This is a genomic window from Streptococcus australis, assembly GCF_003943615.1.
Taxonomy (GTDB): Bacteria; Bacillota; Bacilli; order Lactobacillales; family Streptococcaceae; genus Streptococcus; species Streptococcus australis_C.
Map to the genome: position 1 here is coordinate 62586 of NZ_RJPZ01000003.1, position 20235 is coordinate 82820.

The 20235-nt window shown below is 43.7% G+C and carries 21 protein-coding genes; 8 read left to right on the forward strand and 13 right to left on the reverse strand.

Going from position 1 to position 20235, the window contains the following annotated elements:
- Positions 1–3: 3 nt before the first annotated feature.
- The 7 genes from fni to D8785_RS04010 all read right to left on the reverse strand — a co-directional run bounded on the left by fni (position 4) and on the right by D8785_RS04010 (position 7052).
- Positions 4–1020 (reverse strand): type 2 isopentenyl-diphosphate Delta-isomerase, encoded by a 1017-nt coding sequence (fni, locus tag D8785_RS03980; RefSeq protein ID WP_125334966.1) that lies wholly within the window; start codon positions 1018–1020, stop codon positions 4–6.
- A complete protein-coding gene (locus tag D8785_RS03985; RefSeq protein WP_023027282.1) occupies positions 998–2023 on the reverse strand; it encodes a phosphomevalonate kinase in 1026 nt (341 codons plus the stop codon). The genes fni and D8785_RS03985 overlap by 23 nt, the downstream gene beginning before the upstream one ends.
- Entirely contained in the window at positions 2013–2963 is a 951-nt protein-coding gene (gene mvaD / locus D8785_RS03990) for a diphosphomevalonate decarboxylase (RefSeq protein ID WP_125374556.1), read from the reverse strand. The genes D8785_RS03985 and mvaD overlap by 11 nt, the downstream gene beginning before the upstream one ends.
- On the reverse strand, positions 2945–3823 hold the full coding sequence (mvk, locus tag D8785_RS03995; RefSeq protein WP_125374557.1) for a mevalonate kinase: 879 nt from the start codon (positions 3821–3823) through the stop codon (positions 2945–2947). Before mvk ends, mvaD begins: the two co-directional genes overlap by 19 nt.
- 119 nt (positions 3824–3942) lie before the next feature.
- Positions 3943–4896 carry a serine hydrolase domain-containing protein gene (locus D8785_RS04000; RefSeq protein ID WP_125374558.1) on the reverse strand — a complete coding sequence of 318 codons (954 nt, stop codon included), beginning with the start codon at positions 4894–4896 and terminating at the stop codon, positions 3943–3945.
- A gap of 35 nt (positions 4897–4931) precedes the next feature.
- A complete protein-coding gene (locus tag D8785_RS04005; protein WP_125374559.1) occupies positions 4932–5666 on the reverse strand; it encodes a CppA N-terminal domain-containing protein in 735 nt (244 codons plus the stop codon).
- 105 nt (positions 5667–5771) lie between these two features.
- Positions 5772–7052, reverse strand: coding sequence for a DUF308 domain-containing protein (locus D8785_RS04010; RefSeq protein ID WP_125374560.1), 1281 nt, complete (start codon positions 7050–7052; stop codon positions 5772–5774).
- Positions 7053–7153: 101 nt separating this feature from the next.
- On the opposite strand from D8785_RS04010, the gene D8785_RS04015 reads away from it, so the two are divergent.
- The 3 genes from D8785_RS04015 to D8785_RS04025 all read left to right on the forward strand — a co-directional run bounded on the left by D8785_RS04015 (position 7154) and on the right by D8785_RS04025 (position 10743).
- Complete coding sequence (locus D8785_RS04015) at positions 7154–9433, forward strand: Xaa-Pro dipeptidyl-peptidase (RefSeq protein WP_125374561.1); 2280 nt, start codon at positions 7154–7156, stop codon at positions 9431–9433.
- A gap of 112 nt (positions 9434–9545) precedes the next feature.
- Positions 9546–10061: a DUF536 domain-containing protein gene (locus D8785_RS04020; protein WP_048690819.1), complete on the forward strand. Its 516-nt coding sequence runs from the start codon at positions 9546–9548 to the stop codon at positions 10059–10061.
- A gap of 88 nt (positions 10062–10149) precedes the next feature.
- Positions 10150–10743, forward strand: coding sequence for a 3'-5' exonuclease (locus D8785_RS04025; protein WP_061564416.1), 594 nt, complete (start codon positions 10150–10152; stop codon positions 10741–10743).
- Between the two features lie 191 nt (positions 10744–10934).
- On the opposite strand, the gene D8785_RS04035 is transcribed toward D8785_RS04025, so the two are convergent.
- On the reverse strand, positions 10935–11234 hold the full coding sequence (locus tag D8785_RS04035; protein WP_023024462.1) for a YbaB/EbfC family nucleoid-associated protein: 300 nt from the start codon (positions 11232–11234) through the stop codon (positions 10935–10937).
- A gap of 140 nt (positions 11235–11374) precedes the next feature.
- Positions 11375–12721, reverse strand: coding sequence for an Nramp family divalent metal transporter (locus tag D8785_RS04040; RefSeq protein WP_125374562.1), 1347 nt, complete (start codon positions 12719–12721; stop codon positions 11375–11377).
- Between the two features lie 287 nt (positions 12722–13008).
- Here D8785_RS04040 and D8785_RS04045 point away from each other — a divergent pair, with 287 nt between their 5' ends.
- From D8785_RS04045 to D8785_RS04060, 4 genes are all read left to right on the forward strand, one after another.
- Positions 13009–13539 (forward strand): hypothetical protein, encoded by a 531-nt coding sequence (locus D8785_RS04045; protein WP_023024466.1) that lies wholly within the window; start codon positions 13009–13011, stop codon positions 13537–13539.
- Between the two features lie 87 nt (positions 13540–13626).
- Positions 13627–14805, forward strand: a complete 1179-nt coding sequence (aao, locus tag D8785_RS04050) for an aminoacetone oxidase (RefSeq protein WP_125374563.1) — start codon at positions 13627–13629, stop codon at positions 14803–14805.
- 38 nt (positions 14806–14843) lie between these two features.
- On the forward strand, positions 14844–15365 hold the full coding sequence (locus D8785_RS04055; protein WP_125374564.1) for a DUF1697 domain-containing protein: 522 nt from the start codon (positions 14844–14846) through the stop codon (positions 15363–15365).
- 10 nt (positions 15366–15375) lie between these two features.
- Complete coding sequence (locus D8785_RS04060) at positions 15376–15831, forward strand: 8-oxo-dGTP diphosphatase (protein WP_125374565.1); 456 nt, start codon at positions 15376–15378, stop codon at positions 15829–15831.
- A gap of 34 nt (positions 15832–15865) precedes the next feature.
- Here D8785_RS04060 and D8785_RS04065 read toward each other — a convergent pair whose 3' ends face one another.
- Positions 15866–16606 (reverse strand): MerR family transcriptional regulator, encoded by a 741-nt coding sequence (locus D8785_RS04065; protein WP_125374566.1) that lies wholly within the window; start codon positions 16604–16606, stop codon positions 15866–15868.
- Between the two features lie 354 nt (positions 16607–16960).
- On the opposite strand from D8785_RS04065, the gene D8785_RS04080 reads away from it, so the two are divergent.
- A complete protein-coding gene (locus D8785_RS04080; RefSeq protein ID WP_125374568.1) occupies positions 16961–18301 on the forward strand; it encodes a sodium-dependent transporter in 1341 nt (446 codons plus the stop codon).
- Between the two features lie 40 nt (positions 18302–18341).
- Here D8785_RS04080 and D8785_RS04085 read toward each other — a convergent pair whose 3' ends face one another.
- The 3 genes from D8785_RS04085 to D8785_RS04095 form a co-directional block, all read right to left on the reverse strand.
- Positions 18342–19016 carry a hypothetical protein gene (locus D8785_RS04085; RefSeq protein ID WP_125374569.1) on the reverse strand — a complete coding sequence of 225 codons (675 nt, stop codon included), beginning with the start codon at positions 19014–19016 and terminating at the stop codon, positions 18342–18344.
- A 120-nt stretch (positions 19017–19136) separates the two neighbouring features.
- Positions 19137–19466, reverse strand: coding sequence for an AzlD domain-containing protein (locus tag D8785_RS04090; RefSeq protein WP_125374570.1), 330 nt, complete (start codon positions 19464–19466; stop codon positions 19137–19139).
- Complete coding sequence (locus tag D8785_RS04095) at positions 19453–20148, reverse strand: AzlC family ABC transporter permease (RefSeq protein ID WP_125374571.1); 696 nt, start codon at positions 20146–20148, stop codon at positions 19453–19455. Before D8785_RS04095 ends, D8785_RS04090 begins: the two co-directional genes overlap by 14 nt.
- Between the last annotated feature and the right edge of the window lie 87 nt (positions 20149–20235).

Below are 20235 nucleotides of genomic sequence, written 5' to 3' on the forward strand. Positions count from 1 at the left end.
AAGTTAATCATGGATGGAAGAGATTTGTTCGTGTCCTTCTTTTACTCGTCCGTAAAGAATATAGGGAACCTTTCTTAAATCGGCAATTGTCTGACAAGAAAGGGCACACATAATCAGGCGTAAATCCTCTTTCCAAGCATTGACTTGGGCGATGGCCTCGTCAATCGGCTTTGTCTCTACCAATTCTAAAATGGTCCGAGAAAGACCGACCCCCTTGGCTCCTAGAACCAGTGCCTTGATCATATCCAAGGGATGACGAACGCCACCAGAGGCGAGAACCTCGACCTGATCCATCAGTGGTTGAGCCCCAAGTAGGGCTTGGACCGTTGTTTGTCCCCAGTCATTGAGATAGGAGCGATTGCCTCCCCGACGGTTTTCGATATAGGCAAAACTGGTCCCACCTCTACCAGAAATATCAACTGTCCTGACACCTAGTTCGATAGCTCTTTGGATAGTTCCGGCATCCATACCAAAACCGACCTCTTTTAGCACCAAGGGCACTGGAAGTTGCTTTGCATAACCTGCTAAATGGCCTTGCCAGTTTCTAAAGCTTCGTTCCCCTTCGGGCATGAGAAGCTCCTGCATGAGGTTGACATGGAGTTGGAGAAAGAGGGGCTGGGTCTCTTCAATCGTCTGTATGCCCAATTCAAGCGGTTTGTCAATCCCGATATTGGTCGCAAAGAGTAGGTCCGGATGAAGGTCCTTGACTCGATAGGAGCTATCCTGAGGATCCTTCAAAGCTGCACTATAAGAACCTGTCACAAAGAGAATACCACAGGCTTCTGCCACCTGGGCCAACTTCCGATTGATTTCTCCCCCCTTGGCACTGCCACCTGTCATGGCATTGATATAAAAAGGGTAGTCCCAATCACGACCCGCAAAATGAGTTGTCAAGTCCACCTCATCTAAATCGATAGTTGGTAAAGAGGAATGAATCAACTCAACCTCATCAAAGCTATTGTAACCCGGAGTTTGTTCCAAGGCCAAACGAATATGTTCATCCTTTCGGTTGGTCGTCATACTCTCCCATCCTTTCTGAATATAATAAATCAATCCCTGCTTCTTGCCAGCGTCTGACGATTTCTTGGGCAGCAGCCTCCTCAAATGCGAGGGCGATTCCACAATCTCCTCCTCCAGCGCCACTGGATTTTGCAATGACCTTTAACCCCTCTTCTGCCCTCTTTAATTGGGCTAGTTTTTTGGTATAAATTACCTCATTAAGAGATAGAAGTAAGTCACTAGCCCGACCGATAGAGGACCAGGCTAAGTCTCTGTCTGCTTCTTGAAAGGCCACTAAGAGGTCTTGTACAGCCTGCTCCGTCCCCTCTAAGAAGACAGGATCAATAGCTGAACGAACCTGGTTAATCAAGTCCCTTGAAATAGCAGGTTCTTGGGTCCAACCCACTAAAAAAGTATAGGACAACTGAGGGGAAAGAGGCCGGATTTCATATCCCCAATCAAGGGCTAAGACCTGGTCCAGATCCTGATCTTGTAATTGATCAGCCAGCGCCCGTCTGTCAAAAGAGCGGTAGCTAACCAAGCCTTCATAGGCAATACAAGCTAGGTCTCCCATTGACCCATTGTCACCACGCTGAATCAAGACCAAACAGGCCAAACGAAAGAGCAAGTCTGCAGGCAGGGGGAAATCATAAAGAGCTGCCATGGCTTTGAGGGTCAACAAGACCACACTGCCACTAGAGCCAATTCCGAATTTCTTACCCTCTCGCTCAAATTTCCCCCCAATACGTAAATCAAAGGGAGAAATCGCTACTCCTTGTGACTGGAGGTAGGCGTTCATCAGATGCACGGTTTCTTGGATCAATGCATAGTCCGTATTCGGAGTCAAATCAACCGCAAAAGGAAACATGTCCGACTGAATCCGATAAGTAGATGCTGGTTGGATTTCTGCCTGCATGTAAATAGGGATAAACTGAATGATGGCTGTTTGTCCAGGAGTTAAGATAGAATATTCCCCAGCGACATACAGCTTCCCACCTGCACGAACTTCTTTCTTAATCTTCATGGGATAAATCCTTGGTCTTGGAGACAATGATACGGTAGTCTTGTTCAAAAAGTGGAACCAATTGGTCCAGATCCTCTTCTAGACAGAGAACCTTCACATTCGGACCTGCATCCATGGTGAAGTAGCAACGTTTCCCTTCTTCACGAAGAGAGCGCACGAACTCCATGGCCTCGTAGCTCTTATCCGTCAAATAGGAAAAGGCTGGACTTGCAGTCTTGGTTGTAGAATGCATGAGAAGAGCATTCCGTTCGGTCAATTCCCCTACTTTTTCAAAATCATTGTCCTTCAGGTAACCCAGCATATCTTGGTAATCCCGGGCTGACTGGCGGATCCATTCTTGGAAATTGGTAGAGGTTTCCGTGCACCGTTTCATCCCTTCCCGACTAGAAAGAATTTTTTGTTGGTCGTTTAACACTAGCATGATCATAGCCAGTTTGAGGTCCGTTTCCACCTGGTAAATTTCCCCAGTATCCTTGTCCCAAGCAGCTAAAGGCCCAAAGAAGGAACGAGATGACGAGCCGGAAGCAAACTTAGCCGCTTGAGCTTGTTCTGCCTGAGTCATGCCCAGTTGGTAATAGCGATTGCAGGCTTTTACCAATGCAGACAAACCACTAGAACTAGAAGAAAGTCCTGCAGCTGTCGGCATATTGTTGCTGGTATCAACCCGAACAAAGCCTGTCTCCCCTTCTGGTTTAAAGCGGTCGATGACTGCTCCAATCTTGGCCTGCTCCGCTTCATTTTGGAAGACCCCATCAATATAGAAGGCATGAGCCTTGGCTTCAGGTCCCAAAGGGCTGATGCGAGTCTCCGTATACATATTTTCCAAGGTCAAGGAAATGGAACTAGTTGATGGTACCATCGCTTCACTGTTTTCCTTACCCCAATACTTAATAATGGCGATATTGGCATACGATTTCACACTTACAGGCTTTCGATCCATAACTCCTCCACTCCTTTATTTCTTAGTTCTTTTGCGATCATTTCTGCTTGTTCTTGGTCTGTAGCAAGGGCAATGATACAGCCACCGAGCCCGCCACCGCTCATTTTGGCTCCCAAAGCTCCATTCGCTAATGCTAGTTCTACCAGTTGATCCGCTTCTGGACAACTCACTCCTACTGCCTGCAAATAATGATGACAGTCTGTTAAGATACGTCCCAAGGTGGGAGCATCTTTTTGGGCAAGAGCTTTTTCTGCTTGCTCAGTTAGAAGTCCAATTTCATGGAAACTTGCCAGGGCCGCTGTTCCCAAATCCTTGACCTTCTGAATGACTTCTTTGGTATGGCCACGGATACCTGTATCTGCAATAACCAGCTTGGCACCCAAATCAACCTCTAATTCACTAAAACCGACATTTCGAATGAATTTAATAGGCTTATCACTTAGACAGGTCTTGGCATCCAGCCCACTAGGATTCATATGGGCAATCATTTCCGCTCGATTCACCAAGATTTCCAAAGTCTCTTGACTCAAATCCCGCTTGAAGTAATCAAAGACTGCTCGAATTGCTGCAATACTGACAGCAGCCGAGGACCCCATCCCCCGCTGGGACGGAATCATGGAGTCAATTCGGCAAGCGATGGCCGCCTCCTCAATCCCCAAATACTCTAAGGAAGCGTAAACAGCCATAGATAAGCTATCATTCTCAAAAAGGACCCACGGACGATCCGCAGGTACAATCTGACAGGTGACCTGAATGTGAAGGAGAGGCAAGGCAATGGCTGGATAGCCATAAACAACTGCATGCTCTCCTATTAAAATAATCTTGCTATGTGCCTGTCCGACACCTATCGATCTAGTCATACGTCTCTCAGTTATCTTCATTCTTTCTGCTATAGATTGCTTGATACAATCCTCTCTCCTACCATTTTAATATAAAAAAAGAAAAAAAGCGATGGCTAAACCACGCTTCTTTCTCCGTCTTAGGAAGGATTTTTACTGGCCACTTCCATTTCTGTTTTGATGAGCTCCATCAGTTGATTTCGATCTAGGATCCATTGGGCCCGCTCATCTTTTTCATAGGTCCGATTGGATAGAAAAATAGCCGCCAATTGGAGCTTGCGGTTATAGAGAAGGAAGGTCCCTGTATAACCTGTATGGTCCAACCAGTCTCCTTCCAGATTCCAGGCCAGAGAGCGCGTCTTCCCTTCTTCTAAGGCATAGTTCTGCGATAGAATCCCTGCAAAAGGATCCTGTAAATAATGCTCCAGGAAAATTTCCATATCTCTAATAGTCGAGAACAGGCCTGCACTTCCAGCATGGACTCCCAGCACACGCGCTTTCGGATCATGGACAACGCCACCTGGAAGGCCACGAATGGTTGGAACAGCTTGAGAAACCGGGCCAAAAGTAGTCTCCTTCATTTGCCAAGGTTCAAAGACTTGCTCCTGAAAAATATAGTCTAAGTCCAGACCAAACCACTTCTCCAGAAGAAAGCCCAATAAAAGAAAATTGACATCCGTATAGTGGAACTGGCGATTGTCCTTGAGTTTCAAGCGGTGCAAGGCTTCTTTTAAGCCCTCAGCATCCAAGTCATCTCGTCTAGGGATGAAAGGATCCAGCCCAGAAGTATGGGTTAAAAGCTGACGGATGGTCACCTCTGCCTGCTCCATATCCGGATAGTGAGAAGCTAAGGGACGATCGATATCAATTTGCCCTTGTCGGACCAGAAAAGCAAGAACCGTTCCAACTCCGACGACCTTACTCACACTGGCTAAATCATAGGTCAAGCCAGGAATAACTGGCTCTTGCTTGTCTGGATCAGCTAGTCCCAAGTAATACTCCTGCCAGCTTCCTTTCTGATAGAGCGCAAGAGAGGCACCTGGGTAGATGCCTGCTCCTATTTGCTCTTGAATTTTTTGGATGATTTTTTCCATTTTTCTTCACTCATTTCAATCAGCCAAAGACTTGCTTAGGCTTCGAACCACCATTCAATCTTGCTTGGATCCTCAACCAAGACAAATTGCTCTTTTCTCGGTACAAAAGTCACCTGATCTCCAAAGCAAGAGGCCACTTCACTTGCTACAAATGGCTCTAGAATGACCTTGACCTGACAAAGGTCCCAAGTCTGTCCATTAGCTAGTGTGAGGTCCGGACCATCTGATGCTTCTAAGTCTAAATACTCTTCTAAGCCAGGTAGTTGTTGATAGAAAGCTGTAGAAGTCTCTACATTAGGTACACGAAGAACTATCTTTTCTACGAAAAACTCCGTCAAGGTTGTAAACTCTTCATTCGCTTGAAAATCTGGAACTTCCTCAATTTCAGTTAAACTGTCCACTTGCTCTTCCGCATGGAGCAAGATACGATCTCCTTCTGGCGAAAGAGCTTCAAAGGCATAGCCATTTTCCCCTCTGAAGAGGCGATCAACTTGATGACCACGAGCCAGAAGCCACTCAATTTCTTGCGGGTTGGTCACGCGAATCTTTAAGCAAGCCAAGCGTTTTGGTCCCTCAACCTTACGGGTTCTCATACTAGGGGATTCCTCTAAATAGAGGCGGTCTGTCTTCGATTGATCTCCAAGGGATAATAAAGCCCCATCTTCCAACAGGGTTTTCATTCCTAAGACCTTTTCAAAAAATTCTTGATTGACATTTCGATTGTTTGTTTTTAATACGGGTGAAATACTACTAATCTTATTTATGCACATAATTCCTCCAAGTCTTTTATATTTTAAAAGATTTTCTTTTTTTTTACAAGAAATCTTGTGCAAAAAAGACAGATTTCTCAAAATTTTGAATCTGTCTTTCTTTACTTAATATACTGTTCGTGTATGGACCCGCCCGTTTGGAGCTTCAAATTCGTATTCTAAGTAATCCTGATAGGTCCCTGGTGCAATCACTCCACGCACATCTAATACAGCCGTTCCCGCCTGTCCCACAATGGAATCTGCTAACAGGCAGCAATTCGTAGACAGAACAAAGTAAGATTTAAAACGCGAAGAAGTAAATTTATATAGCTCAGCCCCTAAATCATATTTCAATTTGTAAGCGTAGGTCGGCTGACCGTCTTCCAGTAACCTACTAGGTGGATACCAAGGTTCTAACAACTGATCAATTTCAGCTAGACGCTTCTCTACTGCCTGATTCTCTTCTTCGGTAAGGGATAGGCTGTAGCCAAACAGCGTCTTTTGACTCTCTTTTTTACATAGTTCGATGTATGGTTCCTTATCCACTTTAAACAGTACGCCATCCCCAATCGTCCCAAATAGACGCTCTGAAAAGGGATCGTAACTTCCGTAAGAAATGACCTTCCCCTGATAACAAATATCTACATGCCCAATCGCTCCAAATAAGTTGCTGTCAGAAGTATGAACCAAAATTTCTAATTCCCTTGCCTCTTCTTCTTTTTTCACCAATCGATAAGGGCCTGTGTGTCCCGCCGAGCTCCCTTTTTGAAGAAACTGGTTAAACCGTTTTAACTCCTTAGCAGGGATAAAGGCTGCAAAGATAACCGGTAGGCTAATACGAAAGCGACGTTTTAACTCTTGGCCTTGTTGGTCTTTGTCAAATAAAATACCATCTCGAATATTAGAAATCCCCAACAAGACCAGATAAGCCCCCAAGAGGATAAATTGGAAGTGCCCATCTGAACCAGGTTCCAAGACAGTTGCTAGACCAATCCCACCGTTTAAAAGCGCATCCCATAAATAGAGCCAGCCTCCTTTTACCCGATTGGCCTTATAAAGCCAAAATGTGATCCCATAGACAATGGCACTCCCCAACTGATATGCCCCTAAACAAATCACAACTAAGTTTACGGGCAGACTACTCAGTCGATTCAACCAGATCAACGCAAGTGAAAGAAAAATAAACCAAATAGAGTGGCTATAGGAAATAGACTTGCTACGTAACAAAAAGCGAAGAAGAAAGCTTCCTAGTCCATCAACTAAAAAGTAAATGGCTAATAGATCCAAGGAAAATTTTGTGAAACCAACACCGTTTCGAAAAATGAGGATCCCAAAAATGACGGCAAGAACCCCAAACAATAAAGTCCGTCTTCTTGCAACTTCTTCAACAGATAATTTTCTCACCATGACACCCTCCTTCAGAGATCAAAGGTCTTTAGACAAATACTATTTTATCACGTATAATATAAGAAGTAAAGAAACAGTGAAGCTGATAAAAGGAGCATCCTATGAAATTCAATCAATATAGCTATCTACCAGTCGACCAAGCAGACATTCTAAAGGAACTGAAAGAAATCGGGTTTGACCTTCCCCTTCATCTTACAGAGAAAGAACTGTTTGAATGGTTTGTTCGCAAGGTTTATTTCACCTACAAAAATACAGATTATCCTCTCTCTAACCTAGTGGCGGATGCTGAAACAGATCTCCTGAGCTATTTCCAATCTGACCGCGAATGGTCTCCAAATATTTTCTACACAGTGGCCCTCCAATTGCTCGGTTTCCGCTATTTTATTGACTTTGAAAATACGGACAGCTTCTTAAAAGAAGTCCAAATTCCGATTGAGTATGGAAACTTGGTAGAGAACCTCTATCACCTCCTTAACACTCGTACGGTCAAAGGGAATTTACTAATTGAGCAGTTGGTCAGCGATGGCTTGATCCCCGAGGACAATCGCTACCACTTTTTCAACGGAAAAAGTCTAGCTACCTTTAACTGCCATGATGTAATCCGTGAAGTGGTCTATGTGGAGAGTCGAGTTGATAGCGACCAGGATAGTCTTCCAGATTTGGTCAAGGTCAATATTATTCGCCCACGCTATGAAGGAAAAATCCCAGCCGTCATGACTGCCAGCCCTTATCACCAAGGAACCAATGACAAGGCTAGCGACAAGGCTCTCTATAATATGAATGTGGACCTCGAGGTCAAAGAACCTCATACCATCCAAGTAGAAGAACCTCAATTAGAATTGGTGGATCCTGTCGGTTCAGCTCAACTAGTCTCTGAGGCTGAAGAAACCCTCACTCATATCAACTCCAGTTATACCCTCAATGACTACCTTCTCGCTCGTGGTTTTGCCAATCTCTACGTCTCCGGTTTAGGGACCAAGGACTCTCAAGGCTTGATGACCAATGGAGATTACCGTCAAATCGAGGCCTATAAAAATGTTATCGACTGGCTCAACGGCCGTTGCCGGGCCTTTACAGACCACAGTCGCCAACGCCAAGTCAAGGCCGATTGGTCTAACGGCAAAGTTGCTACGACGGGCTTGTCCTACCTAGGGACCATGTCCAATGGACTGGCTACCACCGGTGTCGATGGCCTAGAAGTTATCATCGCAGAAGCCGGTATCTCTTCTTGGTACAACTACTATCGGGAAAACGGACTCGTGACGAGTCCTGGCGGCTATCCTGGAGAGGATTTTGATTCGCTTGCTGAGTTGACTTATTCACGTGCCCTTCGGGCTGGAGACTATCTCCGCCACCATGCAGCCCATGTCGCTGATTTGGAAGAGGTTAAGAAGCAATTGGATCGCAAAACAGGGGACTACAACCAATTCTGGCATGACCGCAACTATCTCCTTCAGGCAGACAAAGTCAAGGCAGAGGTCGTCTTCACCCATGGTTCCCAAGACTGGAATGTCAAGCCCCTCCATGTATACCAAATGTTCCAAGCCCTTCCAGCCAACATCAAGAAACACCTCTTCTATCACAATGGAGCCCATGTCTATCTCAACAACTGGCAGTCCATTGACTTCCGTGAGAGTATGAATGCCCTCCTCTCTAAAAAATTACTGGGCTATGATTCAAGCTATGAATTGCCAACCGTCATCTGGCAGGACAATACAGGGGAACAAAGTTGGACTTCCTTGGAAGACTTTGGCAATCAAACAGCCCAGCGGACCTTCCCACTGGGAGATGGTGAGAGAGTCATCCAAAACCGCTATGCGACAGAAGATTATGAGCGCTATGGCAAAGCCTATCCAACCTTCCTAACTGATCTTTACCAAGATAAGGCCCAACAGGTGACCATCGATCTTCCGATCGCAGAAGACTTACACCTCAACGGAAAAGCTCGCCTTCACCTGCGGCTCCAATCTAGCACAAACAAAGGCTTGCTCTCAGCCCAACTCATGGAGCTAGGAAGCAAGAAATATCTCCAACCCTATCCAGCTGTCCTATCCGTCCGCACCCTTGATAACGGTCGCTACCATATGCTAGACAATTTGACCGAGTTGCCATTTAAGGAAGCCGGTCAACGGGTGATTACAAAGGGCTATCTCAACCTTCAAAACCGTCATGATCTCTTACAAGTCGAACCTGTAACCCCAGGGGAATGGATGGAATTCGACTTTGAACTCCAACCAACCATCTACAAGCTGGAAAAAGGGACTACTCTTCGTCTTGTCCTTTATACAACCGACTTCGAGATCACTGTCCGCGACCAAACGGACTACCAACTCACCATTGATCTGGCTAACTCCAGATTAACCCTTCCTAAGATGGATTAAGGAATTTCATGCTTTTTCCTTGTCGTCCCTTCCCTTGCTTGATTTGACAGCCTTGCCTACTTATGATAATATCTAAGAGAGTATTTCATAGAAAAAGAGTTTAGAGGATATTATGGCTATCGAAAAAACAGTCAGCGAAATTGCTGAAATTCTAGGAGTTAGTCGCCAAGCGGTCAACAACCGTGTTAAGGCCCTAGATCCTGAAGATACAGAAAAAAATGATAAGGGAGTTACCGTCGTAACCCGTAGTGGCTTGATCAAGCTAGAAGAAATCTACAAAAAGACCATCTTTGAAGACGAGCCTGTCAGTGATGATGTGAAACAGCGTGAATTGATGGAAATTTTGGTAGATGAAAAAAATGCCGAAATCGTCCGTCTCTACGAACAACTAAAAGCAAAAGACGACCAGCTAAAATCCAAAGATGAGCAATTAGCTAAAAAGGATGAGCAGTTGCGTGTCAAAGATGTTCAGATTGCTGAAAAAGACAAACAGCTCGACCAACAACAACAGCTAACCCTTCAGGCTATGAATGACCGTGAAACATTGAAATTAGAATTAGATCAAGCCAATGAAAAGGTTCAAGAACAAGAGAGTAAAGGCTTCTGGAGACGCGTCTTTGGTCGCTAAAAACTGACTTCGGTCAGTTTTTTCTATGCCTTTGCCTCCCCTCAATAATTAGAAAATCCAAAAACACCCAATAGATGAAGGAGTTCCCTTGAAAGAATTAAGCCACTATGTCTCCTTTGATTTAGAATTTAATCAATTTGAAGGAAAGTACCACATTATCCAAGTTTCTGCTGTCCGCTTTGCAGATGGCCAAGAAGTTGCCCACTATGATTCCTATGCCTATACGGATAAACCACTAAAGAGCTTTATCAATGGCCTCACCGGGATCACATCTGATAAAATCCTCCAAGCTCCCCCACTCGAGCAAGTCCTAGCGGAGTTCCGAGATTTTGTTGCAGATAGTCCCCTCATTGGATACAATGCCATCAAGAGTGACCTCCCTATCCTAGCGGAAAATGGGCTAGAGTTCACGGACCAATATGCTGTCGATGTCTTTGAAGAAGCTTCTAAACGCCGACCTTCTGACCTCCATGGGATTAAGAACTTGCAGCTTCATACAGTTGCTCAGTTTTTAGGAGTGGCTGGAAAATCGCATGATAGTCTAGAAGATGCACGAATGACCGCCCTTGTTTATGAAGCCTTTCTCGAATCAGATCGGGCACGGCAACTCCTAACCGAGCAAGAATCCTTTTCTACCTCTCCTTTTGGTGGATTAGACCTCTCCAATTTTTTTAACGACTAAAAAGAGAGTGGGACAGAAATCGGTCATTCGTTAGAATTCGATTTCGTCGTCCCACCTCCGCACAGTTGAGTAGGGCTGTAAAAGCTGATGAAATCAGCGTAGTAGAGCCCACTCAACCACTGCGTCTTGCTCGACAATCCTAAGACAATTGAGAGGCTAGGACTTTTGTCCCAGCCTCTTTCTCTGTATGCTTAGAATGGTAATTTACCAGCAAAAGCTCCCAATTTTTTCTTGGTTGCTGCATCAATTTCTTCGATGGCTGCATTGATAGCTTGAACGGTCATATCAGCAAGAGTTTCTGTATCTTCGGGGTCCACAACTGCTGGGTTAAATTCGATGGATACCACCTTCTTATCACCTGTCAGAGTTGCAACCACCAAATCCTGAGCGGATTTACCAACAAATTGAGAAGCAGCCAATTCTGCCTGACTTTGTTCCATTTGTTTCTGAAGCTTTTGTGCTTGCTTCATCATATTTTGCATATTCATCATAAGATTTTCTAGATTCCTTTCCTAGCAAGGGTTTAGACCCTTTTGTTTAATGCTTATTGCCCATTTCTGCCCAATTTCTAGTAAGATGAGCAGTTTTCTTCTATTATAGCATGTTTTCTCCGTCCGACAAAGCTGATTTTTTATTTAAACAGCGTTGTGACAATGAGTTGGACATTTAAAAGAGTCAGAAGAGTAGCTACTCCATAAGCTAGGTAGGTATTCCATTTTGCATTGACAAATTCTCCCATGATTTTTTTATTGGAGGTAAAGTAAACCAAGGGGAAAATTGAAAATGGTAAAGCCAGAGACAAGAAGACTTGAGAATAGACCAACAAATCATCTAGAACACTTTCCTGATCCCTAAATAGAAAGGCGACAATCAGGACCGGAGTGAGGGCCAACATCCTAGTAAAGAGGCGGACAAGCCATTGAGGAAGCCGGAATTTAAGAAAACCTTCCATGACAATTTGTCCCGTCAGAGTGCCTGTAATGGTTGAATTCTGACCACTTGCTAACAAGGCAACGGCAAACAGAGTGGACAGAAAAGGACTCGCAATAGCTCCTGCAATGGCATTGTTTTGCAAGGCATCATACATACTAGAGAAGGCTCCAATTTCTTCTGCGTGTCCAAAAAAGAGGGCTGCTCCGAGAATCAACAAGAGAGAGTTGACAACAAAAGCCAGGGTTAATTCAATATTGGAGTCCCAGGTCATGAACCGCACAGCCCGACGAATATCTGCAGGATCCTCATAATCGACCTTTCGTGTTTGTGAAATGGAAGAATGTAAATAGAGGTTATGAGGCATGACAGTTGCACCAATAATCCCCAAGGCTAGCGTCAAGGCTTGCGATCCCTTAGGAAGACCTATGCCTACGATTTCCTTTTGGGGAATAAACCCAGCAAAAATTCCACCTATATCTGGTTTTGATAAGACCACAAGATAGATAAAAATCCCCAGAATGGTCAAAATCAAGGTAGAGACAATGGCCTCAATCTTACGAAAACCCAAGTGCATGAGTCCAAGGAGGAGGAAGACATCCAGGATGGTAACCAAAATAGAAAAGAGCAAGGGCCATCCGAACAGCAAATGGAGCGCAATCCCCGAACCAATGACTTCTGCTAAATCTGTCGCCATCAAGGCTAATTCAATCACTATCCAGAGAATATAGCGGAGCCACTTAGGTAAATGTGTCGCCGTTGTCTGGGCCAAATCTTTCCGATGGACAATACCTAGTTTCCCAGCCATCTGTTGCAATTGCATGGCAATCAAGGAAGATAAGAGAACCACCGACAATAACAAGTAACGATAGTGAGCCCCTCCAACAACGCTGGTAATCCAGTTCCCAGGATCCATATAACCCACTGCTACTAGACTCCCCGGACCTGAAAACAATAATAAGGTCTTCCAAAAAGAAGTTCCCTTGGGAACCCTGACGGATTGATTGATTTCTTGGAGTGATTTCCGCTCTAACTGTTCTAAACTCATGATACTCTTCTTTCCACGACGTTACTTCCCCTTGATTATAGCACAAATGAAATATTTCGGTAAATTTTCTCTTTATTTTCAAAAAAAGATTCCCTTCCCAACTCCCACTTCACCATTGTCTTCGTATTCCTTTAGCGATTTTTTCTCCTTTGCTCCTCCAAATTGAACCGAATAGCTTCAAAAATGAACCAAATAGATTTTTCCCCCTATCCGGCTTCAAAAGCTTGTATACTAATCGTAACTGAAATATAGCTCAGTTATTTATTGAACAGCAAAGGAAAGAAACTATGATCTATGTCATTGAATACAATTATCCCTCTAAGATGTTGGTCGAACATATTAACAACTATCTGGAGAAAAAACGAGTTCGTAATCTACCAGTCAAGCTGGTCTATAATGGAAATATCTCCTATATTGATTATGACTTAAAAAACATCTACTTCTTCTCCTGTCAAGGAAATTCTGGAATCAACGCCTACAAAGAGCTCGAACGCATCCGGAGAAATGATCCTTTCGGACGCATTATCGTTCACTCTAACAAGGTGGACGGACGCAGACTCATGGACCACAAACTGCAAGTCTATGGTTTGATGGAACTAAGCCTTAGTGACTACGGTAAGCCAGACCTCTATTATCAAGAGCTTGACTTTTTGCTAGGTGATCTCTACGAAGAGCTCTGGGAAATGGCTGCAGAAGCCAAGTACGCTGCTGGGAAGAAAACCAATCAGCTCTTCCCACGCTGGGGTCCTGAAATCGGAATTTACCCACCTAAGCGTTATTCCATCCATCTCCGTCAAAATCCAAACGAAGACGATTAACTCATAAAAAGTGGAGCCTGGGGACAGGGTCCATTTTTTATGTTACAATGAACTGGAAATGAAATGAGACGAGAAAAAGGAGATCTTATGAACCACTACGATACCATCGTCATCGGAGGAGGCCCTGCTGGTATGATGGCTACAATCTCTAGTAGCTTTTATGGTCAGAAAACCCTTCTCATTGAAAAAAATCGGAAACTAGGGAAAAAACTAGCTGGGACTGGTGGAGGACGATGCAATGTGACCAACAATGGAAGCCTGGACGATCTCCTTGCAGGAATTCCAGGCAACGGACGCTTCCTTTACAGTGTTTTTTCTCAATTTGACAACCATGATATCATCCGCTTTTTCACAGAAAACGGGGTCAAACTCAAGGTCGAAGACCATGGTCGTGTCTTTCCAGCTTCAGACCGTTCCCAAACGATTATTCAAGCTCTGACAGATAAGATTGCCGAGCTCGGCGGTCAAGTCCGCTGCCAAGTAGAGGTAACCTCTGTTAAGAAAATCGACGGACAATTCGTCATCAAATCCAAAGATGAAACCTGGACTGCAGACCGCTTGATTGTGACAACTGGTGGAAAGTCCTACCCTTCGACAGGCTCTACCGGTTTCGGCCATGAGATTGCTCGCCACTTCAAACACACTATTACCGAGCTTGAAGCTGCCGAGAGTCCTTTATTGACGGATTTTCCGCATAAGGCCTTGCAGGGTATTTCACTGGACGATGTGACTCTCAGCTATGGCAAGCATGTCATCACCCATGACCTGCTCTTTACTCACTTTGGCTTGTCAGGCCCTGCTGCACTACGCATGTCTAGCTTTTTCAAGGGTGGTGAAATCCTCTCTCTAGATGTCTTGCCACAACTTTCTGAAAGTGATTTGCTATCATTTCTTGAAGAAAACCGTGAAAAATCCTTGAAAAATGCTTTGAAAATCATGCTCCCTGAACGCTTGGCAGAATTCTTTGTTCAAGGATATCCTGAAAAAGTCAAACAGCTAACTGAAAAGGAACGTGAGCAACTTGTCCAGTCTATCAAATCTCTCAAAATCCCTGTGACTGGAAAGATGTCGCTAGCAAAATCTTTTGTAACTAAAGGTGGTGTTAGTCTCAAGGAAATTAATCCTAAAACTCTGGAAAGCAAATTAGTTCCTGGCCTTCACTTTGCTGGCGAGGTACTAGATATCAATGCCCACACGGGTGGCTTTAACATCACTTCTGCCCTCTGTACCGGATGGGTGGCAGGCTCAAACTTAATCTATAAATGATTTAGTATCTAAGGATGTTAGATAAGAAAGGAGCTATTTTGGAACATATTATTTTACTAAGAGGTGTTACACCTAATGGACAAAATGCTATTCCTAAAATGTCATTTCTGGTAGATATCTTGACAGAGGCTGGTTTTAAACACGTTCGAACTTATATTCAAAGTGGGAATATCATTCTTGAAAGTGATTTATCCCTGGAAGAAATACGAGAACAGGTTCACACTCTAATAAAGGATAAAATTGGTGCTGACTTAAAAATGGTAATCAAGAGCAAAAGTGATTTTACGAAAATTGTCCAAGAAAACCCGTTCGGAGAACACTATCTTTATGACCGAATACATGTGATTCTTTTTCAAAATGCTATTCAAAGTCTACCATTAGAAAAATTGGATATTGACTATGGTGAAGAAGAAATTTGTATTGGAAACCATTGTCTTTACCTCTATCTCCCAAGAACTGCAAAACGAAAAAAGCTCAATACCAACTATCTTGAAAAGCTATTTGGTGTTGATCTGACCATGCGAAAGTTAAACGTGGTAGAAAGATTACTAACAAAATAGGAAAAATAAAATGAACAGAAGAGAATCAGTCGAATTTGTTAATATGTGCATGATTAAAAATGGGGATAAGGTCCTAGTTCAAGATCGAGTTAGTCCTGACTGGCCTGGCATTACTTTTCCTGGTGGGCATGTTGAACGTGGGGAATCCTTTGTCGATGCCGTCATTCGTGAAGTGAAGGAAGAAACTGGGCTGACCATTTCTAAGCCTCAACTCTGTGGTATCAAAAATTGGTATGATGATGAGGATTTTCGCTATGTTGTCCTCTTTTACAAGACCGAACACTTTTCTGGTGAGCCCCAATCTTCAGACGAAGGAAAAGTCTGGTGGGAAGAGTTTGAAAATCTATCTCGTCTTAAACTTGCAACCAATGATATGTCTGATATGCTTCGTGTTTTTTTGGAAGATGATCTCAGTGAATTCTTCTACTATAAAGACGGTGACGACTGGCTTTATGATTTAAAATAGAAAATAATCGGCGGAGAGTCCTCCGCCGATTATTTTATTTGCTCTGTTTTTCAACATAGTGGGCAATCACATCTGATGTGTACTGGGCTGTTCCAGGTCCAAATTTATCAATATTCTCCTTGAACTCAGGGTTATAGACGTATCCTTTACCGATATATCCGAAGACTTCAATAGAGCAGTCAAATCCATAAGTACGGATGGCTTGCAAGAGCTTGCCTGCTTGCTCTTGGTTTTCAGTTGCTGTTGCAGGTAAACCAGCTTGAAGATTTTGTGCTAAGGTTTGAAAGACTTGGTTAAAGGCGACCGTAGACTCATCTTCGCGACCATTTTGGCGTTCGAGGGCTTGATCCATGACTTCTTGTCCATACTTCTCTACCGCTTCTTGGTGATATTTTTGATGATCTTGATAGCTAAATCCAGTGAATTTTTCCTCAATGGTCATTTTTCTTTCTCCTTTTTGTTCTTGAATGGTTTTTTGCAAGGTGGAAATCAAGGTATCCAGATGTTGCCTTTCTCGAGTTAGATAGTCCAACTGCCTAGTCAAATGGGGCAATAAATCTATTCTTTCTTCCTTTAACAGCTCTGCTATTGTTTCTAAAGAAAAGCCTAGATATTTGTAGTAAAGAATGACCTGAAGGCGTTCCAAATCCTCTTGACTGTATGTTCGATAGCCGTTTTCCGACTTTAAGGGGACCAAGAGTCCTATCTTGTCATAGTGGTGCAGGGTCTTGACAGAGACACCTGAAAGCTGCGCAGCTTCTTTTATTTGGTACATGATTTCCTCCTTATACTCAATGAAAATCAAAGAGCAAACTAGGAAGCTAGCCGCAGGCTGTACTTGAGTACGGTAAGGCGACGCTAACGTGGTTTGAATTTGATTTTCGAAGAGTATTACATTGATAGTATAAACCCTCCCCTTAGGTCAGAGTCAAGTATTTTTGAGAAAATTTTTTAACTTTTTGAGAAAACTATGAAAACATGAAAATCGCTTTCTTGACAGTCTTTAAAAATCATGATAGGATAATCAAGTCTATCAATCAAAGAAAAAACTCAAAAGAGCAATTGAATGAAGGCTATTTGACAATTCAAGTAGCCTTTTCTTATTTAAAAATAGATCGGAGTCTTAAAAATGTCTGAAAAATCGCAATGGGGTTCCAAAATTGGCTTCATCCTAGCCTCTGCAGGTTCTGCAATTGGGCTTGGGGCTGTTTGGAAGTTCCCCTATATGACCGCTGCTAACGGAGGCGGAAGTTTCCTCCTCGTTTTTTTGATAGCGACTCTACTCATCGGCTTTCCTCTCTTACTGGCTGAATTTACGCTAGGCCGTGCAGCTGGTGTCTCCGCCATTAAAACCTTTGGAAAACTCGGTGGCCTTCGCTTCTACGATGGAATTGGTTGGATTGGTGCCTTTGCCCTCTTCATCCTTCTCTCCTTCTACAGTGTCATCGGTGGCTGGATCCTGATTTATTTAGGAGTCGCTTTGGGAGAGTTATTCCAAGTTCTTTCAGTTAACGACTACACCCAGCTCTTTAGTGAAATTATTTCAAATCCCTGGTTGGCTCTTGGAGCCCAAGCGATCTTCATCCTCCTCAATGTCTTGATTGTTTCCAAGGGGGTGGAGCAAGGGATTGAAAAGGCCTCAAAATTCATGATGCCTCTTCTCTTCATCATTTTCTTAGTCATGATTGGTCGTTCCTTGACCTTAGCTGGTGCTTGGGAGGGAGTCAGCTATTTCCTCAAGCCAGATTTCTCCAAGATGACTAGCCAAGGTCTGCTCTATGCCTTAGGCCAATCTTTCTTCGCCCTCTCTCTAGGGGTAACGGCCATGTTGACCTATGCTTCCTATTTGGACAAGGATACTGATCTGGTCCAATCCGGGATTTCCGTCGTCTTCATGAATATCGCCGTTTCCATCATGGCGGGCTTGGCGATCTTCCCAGCTATGTCAGCCTTTCAAATTCCATCTACTAGTGGACCGGGACTCCTCTTTGTAGTCCTTCCACAAGTCTTTGACAAGATGCCTTTTGGGACCCTCTTCTACCTGCTTTTCCTTCTCCTCTTTCTCTTTGCGACCATTACCTCATCCGTCGTCATGTTAGAGATTAATGTCGGAAACGTCACCAACCAAAACAACAAAAAGCGGGCTAAATGGAGTCAAATTATTGGCCTTCTGACCTTTATCTTTGGGATTCCATCAGCCCTATCCTATGGCATCCTCTCTAAATGGACCCTTTTTGGCAAATCCTTCTTTGATTGCATGGACTTTTTGGTTTCCAATCTCCTTATGCCTTTTGGAGCTCTCTGCCTCTCCCTGTTTACAGGCTATATCTTTGACCAAGTCCTAGCTCAAAAAGAACTCAAGGTTGGAGAAGAGAAAGCCAAACGCTTCCTCTTCAAGACCTGGATTTTCTTGCTTCGCTTTGTGATTCCAATCGTCATCCTCATTGTCTTTATTACACAATTTATCTAAAACAAAATCCACGAGTCCATAGGGATTCGTGGATTTTTCTTTATTTTGTTAGGGAAACACGGAAATCATTGTATTTGCTATAATCAAAGTCTTCATTAAGTCCTGTTACAAATACAATCGGTGTATAATGGCCCTCTTCCAAAATGAAACCAGCTTTTACCTTAGCATTGGCTCCCCCAAGTCCAGCAATACCAGGAAGAAGAGCATCAAAAGCTCCAGGTTCGTCTGTTTCCCAGTAGTAGATATTACCAGAAGCTTGGACTGCCTTTGCTTTCGTCGTTGCAGTACGAACAGGATTCAAATCAGCTTGATAAAAGTTCGCTGTCGTAGTAACTGTTCCGTCCGCAGCCACTGTCATTTGGACATCTTTTGCAATTTCAGTTGTTCCTGTCCAAGTCCCTACTAGCTCTTCTGGAACCATTTGAGACGAATCTGCGGCCTTATTAGCGCTTGCTGAAGCAGATCCTGCTTCAGTTTGACCTGAGTTTGCTGCATCTTGTGAAGCAGCTTGTGCCCCTTCTTGTGAAGCAGCTTCAGTAGCTTTTGTTTCTTTCTTTCCAGAAGCTGCCTTTGCTTTTTTCTGACTAGATTTCACCGTCGTTTGTGCTTCTTTGGCAGAAGAGTTGCTCTCCTCTTTTTTTGAACCACAGGCTACGAGTAGGCTTGCAGAAGTTAATCCTAAAACTGCTAAACTTGTCCATTTTTTCATCATCATGATCCCTCACTTCATTTGATGAAAATAATTATATTACAATATGACACAATGTCAAGTGTTTTTTGAAATATTTTTGTAATATTCGTAATAAAAAGAAATCTATCTAAAAATTCAGGAGATTCAAGCAACAAGCAATCGTAAGAGAGCGACCAAGACAATTCCAAATAGAACAGTGCCCATTAGGTTTTTGTAGCGAAAGGCTACCAGCATGGTCGGGATGGTTGCTAGCAGATCCACCCATCGAACCTGAGGGAGCTGGCCCACCTTCCCATTCACTAAACTTGAAAGGATCAAGGCAAAAATGATGGCAATGGGAAGGTACTTTAGAAAACGTAGGACTGGATCTGGTAGCCCCCTGTATTTGACTAGCACAAAAGGTAAAATACGTGGAATCCAGGTGACAACTGCAGAAATTACAATAACCAAGAAAACCCAACTATTCACGCGCATCGCAAATCACCCCCACTAAACAACCTATTAAGGTAGCTACTAAGACCGCCAACGATTGGCTCAAAAAGAAGGTCAAAAGGAAAAAGCTTAGGGCCACAGCACCTAAAACAAGGAGCATCGTTTTCAGCTTTTCCGTCAAACGCATCCCCTGAAATTGACCAGCAAAAATCCCAATAAACATAGCAACTAGGGCAAAGTCCAGGCCAAAGGCACTAGGATTGGGCAAGAGTGAACCCAAGGCGGTCCCCAAAATAGTTGATGAGCCCCAGGCTAGATAACCAACCACGTTATTGCCATGCATCCAGGGAACCGTTATCCGGTCATTTTTCAATTTTTCGCTCAAATAAACCCCGTAACTTTCATCTGTCAGCAAACTACCAATACCAATATTATGAACCAGGCTAGCCTCCTTAAAATCAGGGGTGGTATGCAGACTCATGAGCATATTGCGCAAATTAATGAAAAAGACGGTTAAGGCAATATTCATAATGGACGAATGAACCGCAATCAAAGAAATCATGGCAAACTGAGAAGCCCCTGCGTATACCAAGAAACTCATCAGCCCCATTTCTAAAGGAGAGAGATAAGGCGATGCTACCACACCACAGGCTAAGCCAATACTGATGTAACCTAAGGCTGTCGGGAGGGCATCCCTAACCCCCTGCTGAAAATTCTTCTCCACTCCTTCTTCCTTTCCATTTTATGATGCTACCTATTATAACAAAAGAGAGACGGGAATCGTACTCCCGTCCTTTCTGTTCGTTAGTTA